At 51.1% G+C, this 14791-nt stretch carries 14 protein-coding genes; 5 read left to right on the forward strand and 9 right to left on the reverse strand.

All coding sequences use genetic code 11. From position 1 onward, the window contains the following. Positions 1-10: 10 nt before the first annotated feature. The 7 genes from QNH99_RS18970 to QNH99_RS19000 form a co-directional block, all read right to left on the reverse strand. Complete coding sequence (locus QNH99_RS18970; protein ID WP_410517056.1) at positions 11-1399, reverse strand: efflux transporter outer membrane subunit; 1389 nt, start codon at positions 1397-1399, stop codon at positions 11-13. Continuing rightward, positions 1396-3342 carry an ABC transporter permease gene (locus QNH99_RS18975; protein WP_410517057.1) on the reverse strand — a complete coding sequence of 649 codons (1947 nt, stop codon included), beginning with the start codon at positions 3340-3342 and terminating at the stop codon, positions 1396-1398. Before QNH99_RS18975 ends, QNH99_RS18970 begins: the two co-directional genes overlap by 4 nt. Beyond that, positions 3335-4522 (reverse strand): efflux RND transporter periplasmic adaptor subunit, encoded by a 1188-nt coding sequence (locus tag QNH99_RS18980; protein WP_410517058.1) that lies wholly within the window; start codon positions 4520-4522, stop codon positions 3335-3337. Before QNH99_RS18980 ends, QNH99_RS18975 begins: the two co-directional genes overlap by 8 nt. Next, positions 4519-6660 (reverse strand): peptidase domain-containing ABC transporter, encoded by a 2142-nt coding sequence (locus tag QNH99_RS18985; RefSeq protein WP_410517059.1) that lies wholly within the window; start codon positions 6658-6660, stop codon positions 4519-4521. The genes QNH99_RS18980 and QNH99_RS18985 overlap by 4 nt, the downstream gene beginning before the upstream one ends. Before the next feature lie 46 nt (positions 6661-6706). Then, positions 6707-7654 carry an ABC transporter gene (locus QNH99_RS18990; protein WP_410517060.1) on the reverse strand — a complete coding sequence of 316 codons (948 nt, stop codon included), beginning with the start codon at positions 7652-7654 and terminating at the stop codon, positions 6707-6709. 2 nt (positions 7655-7656) lie between these two features. Continuing rightward, positions 7657-8328: a DsbA family protein gene (locus QNH99_RS18995; RefSeq protein WP_410517061.1), complete on the reverse strand. Its 672-nt coding sequence runs from the start codon at positions 8326-8328 to the stop codon at positions 7657-7659. A gap of 134 nt (positions 8329-8462) precedes the next feature. After that, positions 8463-8654, reverse strand: coding sequence for a DUF4762 family protein (locus tag QNH99_RS19000; RefSeq protein WP_063878238.1), 192 nt, complete (start codon positions 8652-8654; stop codon positions 8463-8465). Between the two features lie 711 nt (positions 8655-9365). On the opposite strand from QNH99_RS19000, the gene QNH99_RS19005 reads away from it, so the two are divergent. The 3 genes from QNH99_RS19005 to QNH99_RS19015 all read left to right on the forward strand — a co-directional run bounded on the left by QNH99_RS19005 (position 9366) and on the right by QNH99_RS19015 (position 10895). Then, complete coding sequence (locus QNH99_RS19005; protein ID WP_410517062.1) at positions 9366-9965, forward strand: YhfG family protein; 600 nt, start codon at positions 9366-9368, stop codon at positions 9963-9965. Positions 9966-9970: 5 nt separating this feature from the next. Beyond that, positions 9971-10174 (forward strand): hypothetical protein, encoded by a 204-nt coding sequence (locus QNH99_RS19010; protein WP_410517063.1) that lies wholly within the window; start codon positions 9971-9973, stop codon positions 10172-10174. Between the two features lie 394 nt (positions 10175-10568). Beyond that, positions 10569-10895 carry a SymE family type I addiction module toxin gene (locus QNH99_RS19015; RefSeq protein ID WP_096011497.1) on the forward strand — a complete coding sequence of 109 codons (327 nt, stop codon included), beginning with the start codon at positions 10569-10571 and terminating at the stop codon, positions 10893-10895. A 172-nt stretch (positions 10896-11067) separates the two neighbouring features. Here the strand turns inward: QNH99_RS19015 and QNH99_RS19020 are convergent, their stop codons facing one another. Both QNH99_RS19020 and QNH99_RS19025 read right to left on the reverse strand, forming a co-directional pair. Then, on the reverse strand, positions 11068-11436 hold the full coding sequence (locus QNH99_RS19020) for a hypothetical protein (RefSeq protein ID WP_410517064.1): 369 nt from the start codon (positions 11434-11436) through the stop codon (positions 11068-11070). Then, positions 11390-11581 (reverse strand): hypothetical protein, encoded by a 192-nt coding sequence (locus QNH99_RS19025; RefSeq protein ID WP_410517687.1) that lies wholly within the window; start codon positions 11579-11581, stop codon positions 11390-11392. The genes QNH99_RS19020 and QNH99_RS19025 overlap by 47 nt, the downstream gene beginning before the upstream one ends. Before the next feature lie 597 nt (positions 11582-12178). Between QNH99_RS19025 and QNH99_RS19030 the strand changes: the two genes are divergently transcribed. Further along, a complete protein-coding gene (locus tag QNH99_RS19030) occupies positions 12179-13363 on the forward strand; it encodes a sugar efflux transporter (RefSeq protein ID WP_410517065.1) in 1185 nt (394 codons plus the stop codon). A gap of 174 nt (positions 13364-13537) precedes the next feature. Continuing rightward, a complete protein-coding gene (locus QNH99_RS19035; RefSeq protein ID WP_410517066.1) occupies positions 13538-14782 on the forward strand; it encodes an ATP-grasp domain-containing protein in 1245 nt (414 codons plus the stop codon). The last annotated feature ends 9 nt before the right edge of the window (positions 14783-14791 follow it).

Genomic DNA, 14791 nt, shown 5'->3' on the forward strand with positions numbered 1-14791 from the left:
TGATTCATCCTTAGTGATTCACTGTGTCGTCTTCCCCGCCGCCCAGCGCCAGCCAGAGCTTCATCGTGGAATAGAGGTAGTTGTATTGCGTGTTCAGCAGCGCGTTTTCGCTGTCCAGCAGCGTATTCTGCGCATCCAGCAGCGTTTGATAGGCCACGGCACCGTGACGATACTGGCTTTCCACCAGCGTCAGCCTTTGCTGGCTCAGTGCGAGGTTATCCCGCTGCCGCTGTTTTTCCTGCTGCCAGGTCAGGCGCTGTGACATCGCGTTGTCGATGTCCTGCAACGCGCTGTAGGCAGTTTTCTGGAACTGAATGGCCGCGCTTTGCACCTCCAGATCGGACTGTGCAATCGTCAGTCGCACCTTATTCCACTGGATAAAGGGCAGATCGAGCGCCGATCCGAGCGTTCTGGCGGGATTGCTGAACCACTGCCGGAACACCGACGCCCCGGCATTCAGGGAGGCATTGAGCGTCAGCGTGGGATAAAAATTCAGCCGTGCCACGTCCGAACCCGCCAGCGCCGCGCGCAGGTTCAGCTCGGCGGCCCGCACATCCGGCCGTTTGGCTATCGTCTCCAGCGGCAGGCGCTGCGCCACCGGCACAGACTGTTCGCTGTCCAGCGAACGGCGCTCTGCCGGATATTGCCCCGGCGGACGGCTCAGTAAAATCGCAAGGGCGTTACGGCTTTCCTCGCGCTGCTGACTGAGATCGTGCAGGCTGTTTTCCCGGTTCAGCACCGTTTGTTGCGCCTGCAGATAATCAAGCTGGCCGAGATCCCCGGCTTTCCAGCGCGACGTCACCCGCAGCAGCGTATCCCGGGCAATGTCCAGACTGCGCTGCAGGTTCCCGATTTGCTGATTCAGACTGGCTATCTGCCAGTAGAGCTGGGACACCGTGCCGATCAACGTCAGGGCGGTGGCTCGCAAATCCTGTTCTGAGGCTTTGGCCTGCCAGTCCGACTGCTCACGCGTGCGCGCCAGTTTTCCCCACAGATCCAGTTCATACGCCGCCGTCAGCGTGTTGCTGTAATTTTCCACGGACGCCGTATCACGCCGTAAATTCTTACTGTTACTGGCGCTGGCGTTGACCGAAAAATCAGGCGTCAACGTGAGATCGGACAGGCCCGCCGCCAGCCGTGCCTGCTTAAGCTTGATGCCCGCCAGGGCTAAATCGTGATTACTTTGCAGCGCGGCGACGATAAGCCGCGACAGCTGCGGATCGCCAAAGTTGTCCCACCAGTGCGGGGTGAATGTCGCCACGCCTTCGCCGGTATCCTGTACGCGCCAGGCGTCAGGCACCGAGAGCAGGGGCCGCTGATAGTCGCTTTTCAGTGCCTGGCCGCAGCCGGTCAGCATCAGCGCCATCAGCGCCGTGGAGAATCGCGTCAGCCTGTTCATTCGCGTGCCAGCGCCTCGGTCGGGTGCAGCCGGGCGGCGTTACGCGCCGGGAAAAAGCCAAAGCCCAGCCCGATCAGCGCGGAAAACCCACAGGCCAGAAGGATGGGCGGCCAGGTGAAAATCATGCGGAACTCCTGGGTAACCTGAGAAAAAATCAGCCCCGCGATGCCCGATCCGACAATGCCTGTCAGGCCGCCAAGCGTACAAATCACCATCGCTTCAATCAGGAACTGGCGCATGATGTCCACCGGACGCGCTCCGACAGAGAGACGAATGCCGATTTCATGGGTGCGCTCCGTCACGGATACCAGCATGATGTTCATCACGCCCACGCCGCCCACCAGCAGCGAGATCCCGGCGATCGCCGTGATCAGCAGCGTCATGGATTCGGAGGTTTTGCGGATCGTCTTCGTCAGTTGATCGTTGGTCAGGGTGAAGAAATCGCGTTTGCCATGCGCCGAGTCCAGCCGTTGCTCAATCTGCTGCTGCGCCGTTTCAATCGGATAACCGTCAGCAATGCGCAGGGTAATGGACTGCAGCGGCGTATCACCCGACATGCGTTCAAGCAGCGAGGTATAAGGTATCCAGGCACCCGGCTGCTCACCGACAGACTTCGGCCCGTGTTTGTCCGCCACGCCAATGACCCGGAACGGCACCCCGCCAAGCTGGATAATCTCGCCCAGCGGTTCCTGCCCGTCGGCAAACAGCGTGCTGCGCACGTTGGGATCGATGATGATCACCGGCTCACGATCGTCGAGGTCACGGGGCGTAAAACGGTTGCCGGCAACAAAATGCAGGCCCTGCACGCGGAAGAAACCGTTGCTCACGCCCAGCAGCGATACCAGCACCTGTTTCCCCCCACGGATCGCCCGCACGGTTTTGCTCACCACCGGCGACAGGCTGTCGGTAAAGGGCTGTTTGCCCAGCAGCGCCACGTCTTCCAGCGTCAGCGACCGCTCAAAATCCGGGCGCGGCTGATCCCAGCCCAGACCGGGCTGGATTTCGATGGTACTGGTGCCCAACTGGCTTATCTGGCTCAGAATGTTTTGCCGCGCGCCCTCGCCCACCGCCATCGAGGACACCACAGAGGCGATGCCGATAATGATGCCGAGCATGGAAAGAAACGCGCGGATGCGATGCCCCAGCAGCGAACGCCACGCCATGCGCACCGCTTCTTTGATGCTTTGCCAGACGGTGGTGCGTCCGGTCGCGGCAACCGTGGGTAATCCCTGCGGCTGGTCCTGTTGGCTCGCCGGGTTGGCATGGTCGGCGACGATCTGGCCGTCGTGGATTTCCACAATGCGCTGACACTGCGCGGCGATGCTGCGGTCGTGCGTCACGATAATGAGCGTATGACCGGCCTGGTGCAGACCATGCAGAATGCCCATCAGCGCCTGCCCGCTGGCGCTGTCGAGTGCGCCGGTGGGTTCATCCGCCAGAATCACCGGCGCGCCGTTCATCAGGGCGCGCGCGATACTGACGCGCTGCTGCTGACCACCGGAAAGCTGCGCTGGCCGGTAGTGCATGCGCTGCCCCAGCCCCAGGCGCTCCAGCAGATATTCGGCACGCGACTGACGCGCCGAAACAGGCATGTCGGTATACAGCGCCGGGATCGTGACGTTCTCGATGGCGGTCAGATAAGGCATCAGGTGATAGCGCTGAAAAATAAACCCCAGATACTGACTGCGCAGTTGTGCCAGCTCGTCACTCGTGGCGACCTGAGTGGACACATTCATAATGCGCATCTCGCCTTCCGAGGGTTTATCCAGGCACCCCAGAATATTCATCAACGTGGACTTACCGGAGCCGGATGCGCCGACAATCGCCAGCATTTCGCCAGCGTGCACACGCAGGGAAATGTCCTTCAGCACCGTCACCGCAGCGTTGCCCGTCCCAAAACGACGGGAGATATGAGAGAGTTCAATCACCGGCGCGCTAGCCATTGGCGGCCCCTGCGGTGTTTTGCGTGACCACACGTTCGCCTTCACGCAGGCCCTCTTTCACTTCAATAAACTGCCGGTCGTTGATCCCCACGCGCACCAGCCGCTGTTCGGTTGTCTCCCCTTTCACGACCTGCACAGCGTAGCGGCCATCACCCTGCGGCTGACCCAGCGCCATCACCGGCAGGCGTAATGCGTTTTTGGCTTGTTCGGTGACGATAAAGACCTGTGCCGTCATGGAAGTGCGCAGCCGGTGGTCGGGATTCGGCACGCTAAACACGCCGTTGTAATACACGGCGGAAGACTGCTGAGGCTGACCGCGCAGGCTGTTATCCTGTAAGGCCTCGTCAGGCGCGTCCTGCAACGCGCCCATCACGCTGTGATAGCGATGATGCGGGTCCGCGACCACGTAGAACGACAGCGGCTGGCCAGGATGGACTTTCAGGATGTCGGTTTCTGAAATACGGGTTTGCACCGTCATGGTGTCCACGTTCGCCAGCACCAGGATCGTCGGCGCGGTTTGCGAGGAGACAACGGTCTGGCCCTCTTTGGTGACGATCCCCAGCACCTGACCGTCCATCGGTGCCAGAATGCGCGTATAGCCCAGATTGGCTTTCGCCGTTTCCAGCGCCATCTGCGCCTGCACGATCTGCGCTTCATTCACTTTGACCTGTGCCTTCTGGGTATCCACTCTGGCCTGCGCCTGCTCCAGGTTGCTTTTAGTGCCTGATCCTTCACGATCCATCTGCCGCTGGCGTTTCAGCTCCTGCTGGTACTGGGTTAAGGTGAATAACGATGCCTGTTTCTGCGCCATCGCACTGTCCAGCTCGGCCTCGGATTTTCGCAGTTCGCTCTGTTGCAGTGTTGGATCTATTTCCGCCAGCAACTGCCCTTTGGTGACCCGATCGCCGGCACGCACATAGAGCTTTTTTAACTGGCCGTTGACCTGTGCGCCCACGTTCACCTGCACAGAGGGTTTAAGAATGCCGGTGGCCAGCACGGTTTTTTCAATATCACCGCGATCGATAATCTGCGAGACCTGCGGCACAACGCGGTCAGACAACATGCTGTGCAGCACCCATGCGCCGCCCGCCAGCAGAATAAGCAGCAGCGCGACCAGCAGATAAACGGGTTTAGAGAACGTTGCGCTCAGCACGGGACGGTTTTTTATGACGGCACTCACGCCGGTTCCCCCTGAGGCAGCCTGCCTGTCTCCGCCGCGTCCTGAACTTCTTGCATCTGTTCATTTCTCAGCACGCAGATGCGGTCAAACAGCGGCAGCGCCGTTTCACTGTGCGTCACGGCGATCAGCGTTTTGCCGTATTCGCGGCAGTGGTCGATCAGGGTTTGCATCACCTGCAGCGCGGTCTGTTCGTCAAGGTTGGCGGTGGGTTCGTCCAGCACCATCACCGGACAGTCGCTGTACATGGCACGCGCCAGCATCAGCCGCTGACGCTGCCCCAGCGACAGGGCGGGATGGCTTTCGCGGATCAGCGCGTTTTGTTTTCCCGGCAGGCTGTCAATCACCCCGGTGAGCTTCAGCCCCCGCAGGGACGCATCAATGCGCAGCTGTTTTTGCGCATCGTGATGACGATCGAACAGCGTGATATTTTGCAGGACGCTGGTGTTGAACAGGATGTCCCCCTGGCTTTGCAGGAAGAACAGCTTCTGCGCCTGACGGGCGCTTACCGGCTCGCCATCCACCAGGATTTCGCCGGACTGGGGCGCGATAAGCCCGGTGATCACTTTCAGCAGCGTACTTTTACCGGCCCCGGACTCGCCGACAATCGCCAGTGTTTCCCCCCGGCATAACGCCAGAGACACGTTGCTGAGCACCGGCTTGCCCGGCTCGTAGGCAAACTGCAGCGCACGGTAATTGAGCCGCTGGGTAAAATGGACGGGCGGTACGAGCGCCCCGGCGCCCTCGTCTTTTTCTGCCTGCGGAAACAGATCGGCAGCGCGCGTATCAATGACGTGCAGCTGGTTCTTCTGCAACACCGAGAAGAAAATCTGGGTGATGTAGGCGGTAAAAATCTGGCGCACAAAGCTGTAGGCGAAGAACTCCCCCAGCGAGATGTGGTTGTCTTTCAGCAGCGGTAAGGCCAGCAGCATGAAAAACACCATCTCCAGGCTGCCAATCAGCTGATACAGGCTGCTCTTGACCTGTTCGTACACCTTCTGCTTCTGCCTGACGTCAAACAGGGACGCGGCAAAGCCAGCAAACGCCGTCTGACGCTGGGCGCTCAGGCCCGCCGATTTCAGCGTGGCGAAACCCTGGATCGATTCCAGCAGGAAGTCATTTTGCTCCGCGCTTTTCACCTGCACCTGCTGGGTGTAATAGCGATCGCGAAAAATCGCCCAGACGCTGACCAGGCCCATTAAGGTCACGCCCACGGCGGAGATGGTGGCAAGCAGCGGGCTGATGTAACACATCACCGCCAGCGCAATCACGCCCACGATCCAGTCTGTGCGCAGACTGTTATCCAGCTCGATTTTCTGGGCCGCCGCTATCTGCCAGTTGGCGAAGCGACTGTAGATCTCACCCGGACTGCGTTTTTCAAAGTACGCGAGCGTATTGGTCAGCAGGCTGGCGAACCCTCTGACGCTTTGCATCACCACAAACCGTTTGATAAAACGTTCGGTGACGCTGCGCACGACAAAGGCCAGCAGGGTTGATACCACAAACGCCAGCAGGTAGTAGAAGTACGGGAAATCGCGTTCACCGCCGGAGGAGAAGACATTGTTGATGGCCGAACTGACCATCACCGGCATGATAAACAGGGTCAGCGACACCAGAAACGCCAGCAGCATCAGGCGGTAAATGCCCGGAATCCCTGCCGTCTGTTTCAGGCTCATGCAGTCCAGCGCGCGGAAGCGCCGCGTGCGCTTGTGGGCTGCCACGGCGGGCTTTTCGCCGATGGCGTCTTTATCCAGCACCAGCGCATAGCCGCTGATTTCGGATCGCAGAGCGGCGATGGGTAACAGTTGCTCGCCAATCGCCGGGTTCATCACGCACACATAGCTGCCCTGACGGTAGGCCAGCAGGACATAATGGCTGGCGCCGTAGTGCAAAATGGCCGGTAACGGCAGTTCTGCCAGCTCATCCAGGTCGAAAGCCACCGGATACGCCGGAATCCCCAGGTCGGACAGGATGGCGCACAGGGTTGACAGTGCGGTGCCGTGGGCCGACGCCGGATACTGTTCGCGCAGCACGTCCAGCGGCACATCCATTCCCTGGGTTTCCGCCAGCATAGCAATACAGGCCAACGCACATTCATTGGTTTCCGCCTGATAAACGATTTTTGGAATACTATTTTCCATAATTTAACCCCTAAAACGCCCTGTTCTTTTCTCTTGTGATGGCTGTTTAGTCATTAATAAAAAACAGTGAGTGGGAATGCCACAGCATCCAGTCAGTCGAATAATCCCGAATGCTTTGCTCGATAATGCGCGGCATATCATCCTTGAGTTTTCTGGCTGCTAACGGATCGTGCACCTTTATTTTTAATCCGTTATCAAAATAAAGATGATAAAACACCACCTGCGCGGACATCATTCTGGCCAACCGGATAATTCCGCTGTGTAAACTGGCCGGACGATCAAATAAGCGACAAGGTAATTTCTGGGCTTTGTCTTTACTGGCAAACTGGGTGAAGTCCGGCGTAATGTCGGGGAATAAAATAATATTGCGTTTATTCTCCGCCGCCGCCATCACCGAGGTCATTAAGTTTCCGGCAATATTTTTATTATCTTCATGAATCGAACAATAGGTGAGATCTAACCCACCCAGCCGCCGCTCGGCTTCGGAATGCGCATCCGCACTGCGGGAGGTGATCACCGTGGCTTTCCCCGGATAGGCCGCCGCGCCCACCATCGTAGTCAGAACGTCCGAGACCATGTGCAGCGGCGCCAGAAGCACCGGCTGCCCTGCGCGCTGGAGCGGCTCCACCACATCGTTAAGCTGTGCCGAACAGGCCGCCAGCTCGCGCAACAACCGGCGATTCTGCCCGTAGGTCACTGCCTCAATCAGCAACTTTCGCCGCTGGGTCAGCCAGATATAATCAAATTTTTTATTATCCTGCAGCAGACACTGACGGTTAGCTTCCGCCACCGCTGCGCGCCATTTCACATCACGCGGGATTAATTTTAAAAAACGCCTGACGTGGGCAAACGCAAAAATAATACGGTAATGAAAACACCGAAATAATAAACAATGCGCCCTGTAGCCAGCCAGCTGGAACTTATACGCCAGCCACTGACATCTGGCGGTGAGGTTCCGCCAGAACAGCGCGCACCACAGGGCATAAAATTTCATTATTACTCCGGTGCCTTACCTGTTTCTAAAATAGAGAGCAGTTTGTCAGAGAAGGCCGGGAAATCACGATCCTGAATCGCCATCCATTTTTTCGCGACAATAAAGGTCGGCGTGGCGTTGATATCGTAATACTGCGAAACGCGCGTCATATAATCCAGACGCGCTTTCACGTCGGCGGACTGACTGACTTTGTGATATTCCGCGACGTTAATCTTATTTTTTTCCAGCCACGCGTCACGCTGAGTCGCATCGCTTAAATCAATCTTGTCTTTCATCACCGCATCATAGGCGCTCTGGCGATGGGCTTCTTCAATCCCCATGACTTCCAGCGTGGCGAACACCGGGGCATAGCGCGCCAGCCCGGCCTGACTGTCCAGGCTGAGGTGTAAACGCACCAGCTTTTTACCTGGCGGCATCCGTTTTTCCAGCTCGTCTACGTTCTTTTCGTTGATCTCACAATAATGGCAGCCGTAAGAGAAGATCTCGATAATATCGTCGCCGTCGGCAATCGGGCTTTTATCCAGTTTTTCACTAGAAAGCGAGGTCAGCACCTGCTGCTCTGCACTGCTGGTTTGATTTAACACGAAGATATGGAACCAGGCGGTGGTAATCACTGCTGAAATAACCGCAACAAAGACGGTATAGGCCAGCACGTAAGAAATTCTGTTTTTCATGGCGGGCTTCGATCCTGAATACAACAATAAGGCACATTCAGTATTTATCAGGAAGGCGTTGTATATAATACACAACGCCTTTAAGAATAAATATTACTGAAATTTACTCTTATTTAGTGATAAAGAGCGATATCTTAGCCTGCGTTTCCGCAGTTGATGATAGCGGCTGGGGTGAAAGTTTTCGTCACCACACCATTTTTATCGGTACAGGTTTTTACTGCGTTACATACCGTGGCGTCGCCCACCAGGTTCAGCTCAAAGCTGTTTACACACGTTGTTGTTCCACCGACAACTGCGCTTGCTTCAGACATATTGATTTTTTTCATCTGTGATTTCCTTATTTTATTATTACGATTAAGTAATATGAGCATGATATCAGATGGCATATTTCATGCTATGCCATGCCAGGGTGATCGAGGGAATTGCCACCCTGGCATACCGTAATGATCGTCTTACATAAACATGTTACAGAACGTCATTATCGGACACGGCGCATTCTAGTGGCGGTTTTTTAATTAGGCAATACACTTAAAACGCCGCATGTTAATTAAAAAGAGTTATTATGTTATTAAGGCCATCAGATCTTTCTTATATAAGATACTGCCTTATTCCGAAGTCAGACTTTATTTCCCTTTCTGACACCGATTTTATTTTTATCTTCGCGGGATTTTTCTGAGAAAAAAACAGGCTGAATGGATCGTAAAAAATAATTTTTTTTAAAATTTTTTGATGTGGGTGGGGATGGAGTGGGTTTTGGGTGAGTGAGGGGCGCACTGGGCATGTCGCACAGAACGAAAAGCCTGAGAAAAGCGCTGGTCGCGTGAAGGAGATGAGGCGTTAACGCTCAGGGCTGTGTTCACGAGCAAAACCCTCCCTGTCTCAGGGCCTTGGTTCTGCGCGGACCTGGGTGATCCGCTCAGGGTGGACAGGCTGCAAGCGTTACGTTGAGGCACGGCGTTTATTTTCAGTAAACCTGTGGCTGGCAGCCATGTCTGAACACAGGACAGGCTGGTTAACTGGCTTATGCTGAGGAGCGTGTGCCAAACTTTACGTTAGCTGGGCCTGTGGATGCTCTGCTGCGCAGGTATCGGGCCATGCCTCACAAAATCTCTGCGCATCCTTCTCGCTCTAATTGTATAATAGGCCGCCTATTGGTGATGAAGGTGTTAATCGATATGAAAGTAAGCGAAGTATTGAAAGCATCGACAACAGATGATCTCAGAAAATTTGGCTCTTACTTCGAGCTTAAGAACAGCTTTGAACAAGAACTGAATAATAAGCTTGAGGTTAATGGCTGGGATTCCTTCTTCATTAAAATTAAAAAGCTTAAGAACATTGTCTCTTCAAACAAAGAGGCATTAGAGTCTGCCTGTAATAAAGAAGACTTTAAGCAATCAAAACAAGAAGTGTCGGACATTCTGACAATCAATGTCAAAGCCAAAAGCTGGACGGAACTGAAGCAGAAAGTTGATTCATTCATTTTTGTTTTTTGTTCAGGCGTTTTTGATCCTTACGCGCATTACGAGCAAACGAAATTAAAAAAATTCAAAGGTAGCTCAAAGCTGGAAGGTATCGACATTGATATTTCAAATGAAAAACCATCGCTGGAAAGTGTCCTGAAAAAATACAGGAGGTAATGCTTATGGATAAGTATGATGCCGCTAATGACCATTACTGCTATCCGGGTAGCGCTGTATTAAAAAACAAGCTCAATATCGAAGAGACCGATGTGCTTGAAAAGACTGAAAGAGAGATCACTGCGATAACAGTGGATGAGATCGTGTTCAGCCAGCCACCCTACAACCTGGCTTATATGTGCCAGCTTCACAGACAGCTATTTCTGTAAACGCAGCACACATCCTTCAATGACGCGTCTTTATGACAGGGAAATGTGTAGGTTCTGGTTACGCGACAGAAAACGCCCCCTTCCCTGACACCGGCTCAAATCGCGTGTTTTAACAGCCTGCCCTACCTCAACCACGCATGAAACTGCCTTGAACTACCTGGATTTTCATATGCCTGTGAGATGGCGAAGAGGGAAGCTGGATACAGGTCGAAAATCGATGAACTTCTCTGAAATCAGCGAGATCTTTCTGCGTGCCTTTTCGCAGTTTTCTCTTTTCACACTCGATGCGTTTCCGCCTCCCTGATTAAATCATCAGGTAATTTAGCGCGATACGAATGTGGGGCAACACATCCGCATCGCTGATCACAATCACTATTAAAGGAGAATAGTAATCATGACTGCCAGCGATTGTATTTCAGGCCACCACGAAGCTAAAGAGACAAACTACACCCAGCGCTATGCGACCGTGGGTTATGTGACCCGCACTCCAGATTACCGCCGCATTCCGGCGATTACGCTTAAAGGCTGCTGGTTGAAAACAGCGGGTTTTCCCATTGGGGTGCAACTGGATGTGAAAGTGACCTGGGGGCGGATCATTATCAGCTTTAAGCCCAGGGACGTGATCAACGGGACGCGGGTGAGATCGATTGAGGAACTGGCGTCACTGCCTGTGCATATGAGAAAACGGGTGATGAAGGCGATTGGGTTGACTGACTGGTAAGGGTTGATGGGCTTGCCCCTGCGGAAGTGGGGGCGAGTGGATTTGGGTAGCCAGATAATTGAGCGCGCCCGTCAATAACGGCTTGTGCATGTCTGGCGAATAACTTGTGCCCTGTAACGTGCCAGACTTTTTCTGGCACACCTGAAGACAGCCTCAAGGGAAACAGAACGGGTCAGTAAGTGGCCTGAAAATCGAGATGCGGCCTGAACGTTTTCCCCTGATATTCATACACAACAGAATTACTGAATGAATACACGCGACCGCTGTATTGGATACTGATGGTATCGCCCTCTACGCTTACAGCAGCCGAACTGCCTGTCGCGACCAGAAACGGAACCTGTTTCGCCAGATTCGCACTGATATCACTCTGGATTTTACCGGCTAAATAATACCGATAGCTGTCTGCAACGGTTGCTCCACCACCCGTGACATAAAGCCATGTATGCTCGTTAAGCTGTTGGGAAGAGATGAGTTTATCTTTGGAGTGATCATTCTCAGCGGAATTTAAGGCAAAGAATGCAATAGCCGTTTTCAATGGCATATTTTACGCCCTCGCTTATCCAAAATTGATCGTTGGGATCCTCTCCGTAAGGCGTGTCTTTGTACCATTTACCCCATTCAGCTCTTGACGTTCCTGCCCGGCTTTGTGCCCAACCAGCTCCCATGAGAAGGATTTCTTCAGGAATACCCGCAGCATAACCAGTAGCACCAAAATTAAAATTACCAAACTCTGCCCAATAAGGATCGGCTTGTTTGTAATCCCATGGTCCTTTGTTACGGACCTTTTAATAAAACCAGTAATACATCCCTGGAAGTGCCATTTTACGACGCATTCTTTCCCTCCGCACTTCTTTCATGTTGTTGCGAACAACACCGATTCCCTTGAGATATAAAACCTTAAAAGCATTTTTTATTACATTAATTTTTACTCATTAGCGTAGTCGTCAATTAATTCAGGCCACCATCAAAGTAGCGGAAGGTTCAGAGCACAGATTTAAAGCCCCTTGCTTCTAACATGAAAAATTCATTATGAATGCTCGCCAGAAAATGCTTCTCCCTATGCTGATCAAATGTTGGCGATAAGGATACTGCTAATACTGTCATGTGCTTATCACAGAAGAGCTGACCATTAAATCCGCGCAAAACAGATTAAAATCAATCAAAAAGATTAATTATTAACCAAACAGATAAGATAACCTAATGTTATTATTGATACGCAAATGTTTCGTATGTTATTGCTAATGTTAAGTACTATTTACCATTTTAGACGCAGGGATAATTTAATGGAGTTGGGTGAGGAAAAAGGGATTGTTAATCAGTACGTTAGATTTTCATTCATGGTAGTGGCTTTGGTTTTGGGCATGGCTGGTGCATTACAAATGCCTGTAGTGAGCCTTTTCCTTACGCGTGAAACAGGCGCAACTCCATTTATGGTGGGATTATTTTATACAATTAACGCTCTGGCTGGGATAGGAATCAGCCAGACTCTTGCCCGTAAGTCAGACACTAGGGGAAACCGCCGTAGTTTGATACTAATTTGTTGCTCCATCGCTGTTGTTAATGCATTGCTTTTCGCATTTAACCGGGATTATATCATTCTGATCTCATTAGGCGTGGTGATGTCAGCATTGGCTACAACGGCCATGCCACAATTGTTCGCATTAGCACGTCAGTATTCCGAAGGGGCGAACTTTGACGTTATCAAATTCACAACAAGAATGCGTGCTCAGATTTCCATCTCTTGGGTTATAGCTCCTCCTTTAGCCTTCTTTATTATCAATCATTCAGGTTTTATTAGCTTATACCTACTCGTCGCATTTCTTTTTTCTCTTGGTATAGCCGTTGTTTTTTCATCATTACCAATTGATAAAAATCAGCATAAAGCACCCGGCAAAGATAATTCTTCATCTAAACCCGTAGCCGCTTATTCAATCGAAGCATGGCTATTATTCATTGCCATAGCTATGTTGTGGGCCGGAGATACGATGTATCTAATTGACATGCCTGTCTATATTAGTGAAATACCCGGCATGAGCAGCGAATTTGCGGGGTGGCTATTAGGTGGAGCCGCAGGGCTGGAGATTCTGATCATGTTGTTCTGCTCTCCTGTGATTAGAAAATTTGGAAAAAGACCAATGATGATATTAGCAGCAATGTGTGCTGCGTTGTTTTACTTAGGAATGGCCAGTGTAAGTTCACAGGTGGCATTAATAGCAATTCAAATACTTAATGCCATATTTATCGGAATTGTTGGTGCGTTGGGCATGCTTTACTTACAAGATTTAATGCCCAATAATCCAGGTACCGCCAGCACACTTTATACGAATAGTATTGCAACCGGCGCGGTTATTGCTGGATTGCTGCAAGGGTTAATTAGCCAGCATTGGGGACATCAAGAGGTCTATTATTCTGCCATGGCACTTTCGTGTCTGGCATTATTATTACTACTTAAAGTCAAAGAAGCTTAGCATTATTAAAATGAAAGATAAAAAAAGTAATGAAGCGCTGCTATTGCTATTGCTATTGCTATTGCTATTGCTAATGATGCAATCACCTGGCTTATAAATGGCATGTGACTTTTATAATGTTATATCTCTTGAAGATTTAACTTGAAATTATAACACTTCGGACAGGAAAGAGTGATGAAGAGTACTATTGTTATTGTTGATGCCTTATCAACAGGTAATGAATTAGCTGATGCATTTATGGCTCGTGATTGTGATGTAATACATATCTGGCAAGACTTCTCGCGAAAAACCCGGACTGAAGGGTTTATCAAAACAATAAATTACTCAGGTTCATTAGAGTCTGTTATTGAGCGACTGCGGCCTTATAATATTGATTACGTTATAGCGGGATCAGATAGTGGCATTGCCTTAGCCGATATGCTGGCATCATACATGAAAATCAAATCAGCAAATAGTTCCGAAACGACGAACTGGCGTAGAAATAAGTATATCACTCATCAAAAACTAGCTGAGAAAAATATTCGTTCAATCAAGCAGGGTAAATCTTCTTCAATATCTGAGCTAATCGACTGGGCCGAACAGCAGGGTTACCCTGTGATCGTTAAACCCTTAAACAGCGGGGCCAGCGATGGGGTTATCTTATGCGAAGATAAGAAGGAAGTGAAACGTGCAGCAGAAAAACTTCTGGGCAAAGAAAATCTACTTGGGTATGTTAATGAAGAGCTATTAATTCAAGAGCTTATTGAGGGAACCCAATACTTTGTTAACACATTAAGTTGGAACGGACAACATTATGTGACGGATATTTGGGAGCAAGTTCGTAGCCGTGTGCGTGAAGGTGCTTATAATTTTGAAGGAATGCACCTGATTGATGCACAGGAAGAGCATGCACATTCACTGATTGATTATACTTTTGAGACCTTATCTGCTCTGGGTGTCGCCTATGGGGCTGCGCACAATGAAGTTATTTTAACCTCTAATGGGCCTGTGCTTATCGAGTGTAATGCTCGTTTAATGGGGGCTTCAATTAATGAACCGACATTTAATGCATGCCTTGGCTACACTCAGGCCAGCTTGTGTGCGGATATGTATCTTGCACCTCAAAAATTTATAAATGAATACGTAGGGAAGTTGTACAAAATGGATTCATACGTATCTGAAATTTCTCTATTATTCAAAAAAAATGGTGTCTTAGTGGAAATGCCAGGAAAGGATGAGATTGAGAAACTTAGCTCTTTTTCAAATTTCTTTGGATTACCGGATTTTAAAAATTACGTTAAAAAGACGATGGATACAAAGGGGTTGCCAGGGTTTGTTTATTTATTGCATAAAGAAAAAGAACAAGTGGTAAAGGATTTTAACCAGATTTTGAATTGGCAGCGGCAGGATATAATCTATCAAATAATTGAGAGACAATAGAGTTTTTAT

Source organism: Pantoea allii (genome assembly GCF_046529425.1).
GTDB classification, from domain to species: Bacteria; Pseudomonadota; Gammaproteobacteria; order Enterobacterales; family Enterobacteriaceae; genus Pantoea; species Pantoea allii.

Coding starts and splice junctions, on each gene's coding strand:
- QNH99_RS18970 (WP_410517056.1), bottom strand. CDS start 1,399: ATGAACAGGCTGACGCGATTCTCCACGGCGCTGATGGCGCTGATGCTG.
- QNH99_RS18975 (WP_410517057.1), bottom strand. CDS start 3,342: ATGGCTAGCGCGCCGGTGATTGAACTCTCTCATATCTCCCGTCGTTTT.
- QNH99_RS18985 (WP_410517059.1), bottom strand. CDS start 6,660: ATGGAAAATAGTATTCCAAAAATCGTTTATCAGGCGGAAACCAATGAA.
- QNH99_RS18990 (WP_410517060.1), bottom strand. CDS start 7,654: ATGAAATTTTATGCCCTGTGGTGCGCGCTGTTCTGGCGGAACCTCACC.
- QNH99_RS18995 (WP_410517061.1), bottom strand. CDS start 8,328: ATGAAAAACAGAATTTCTTACGTGCTGGCCTATACCGTCTTTGTTGCG.
- QNH99_RS19000 (WP_063878238.1), bottom strand. CDS start 8,654: ATGAAAAAAATCAATATGTCTGAAGCAAGCGCAGTTGTCGGTGGAACA.
- QNH99_RS19010 (WP_410517063.1), top strand. CDS start 9,971: ATGGATAAGTATGATGCCGCTAATGACCATTACTGCTATCCGGGTAGC.
- QNH99_RS19015 (WP_096011497.1), top strand. CDS start 10,569: ATGACTGCCAGCGATTGTATTTCAGGCCACCACGAAGCTAAAGAGACA.
- QNH99_RS19020 (WP_410517064.1), bottom strand. CDS start 11,436: ATGCCATTGAAAACGGCTATTGCATTCTTTGCCTTAAATTCCGCTGAG.
- QNH99_RS19030 (WP_410517065.1), top strand. CDS start 12,179: ATGGAGTTGGGTGAGGAAAAAGGGATTGTTAATCAGTACGTTAGATTT.
- QNH99_RS19035 (WP_410517066.1), top strand. CDS start 13,538: ATGAAGAGTACTATTGTTATTGTTGATGCCTTATCAACAGGTAATGAA.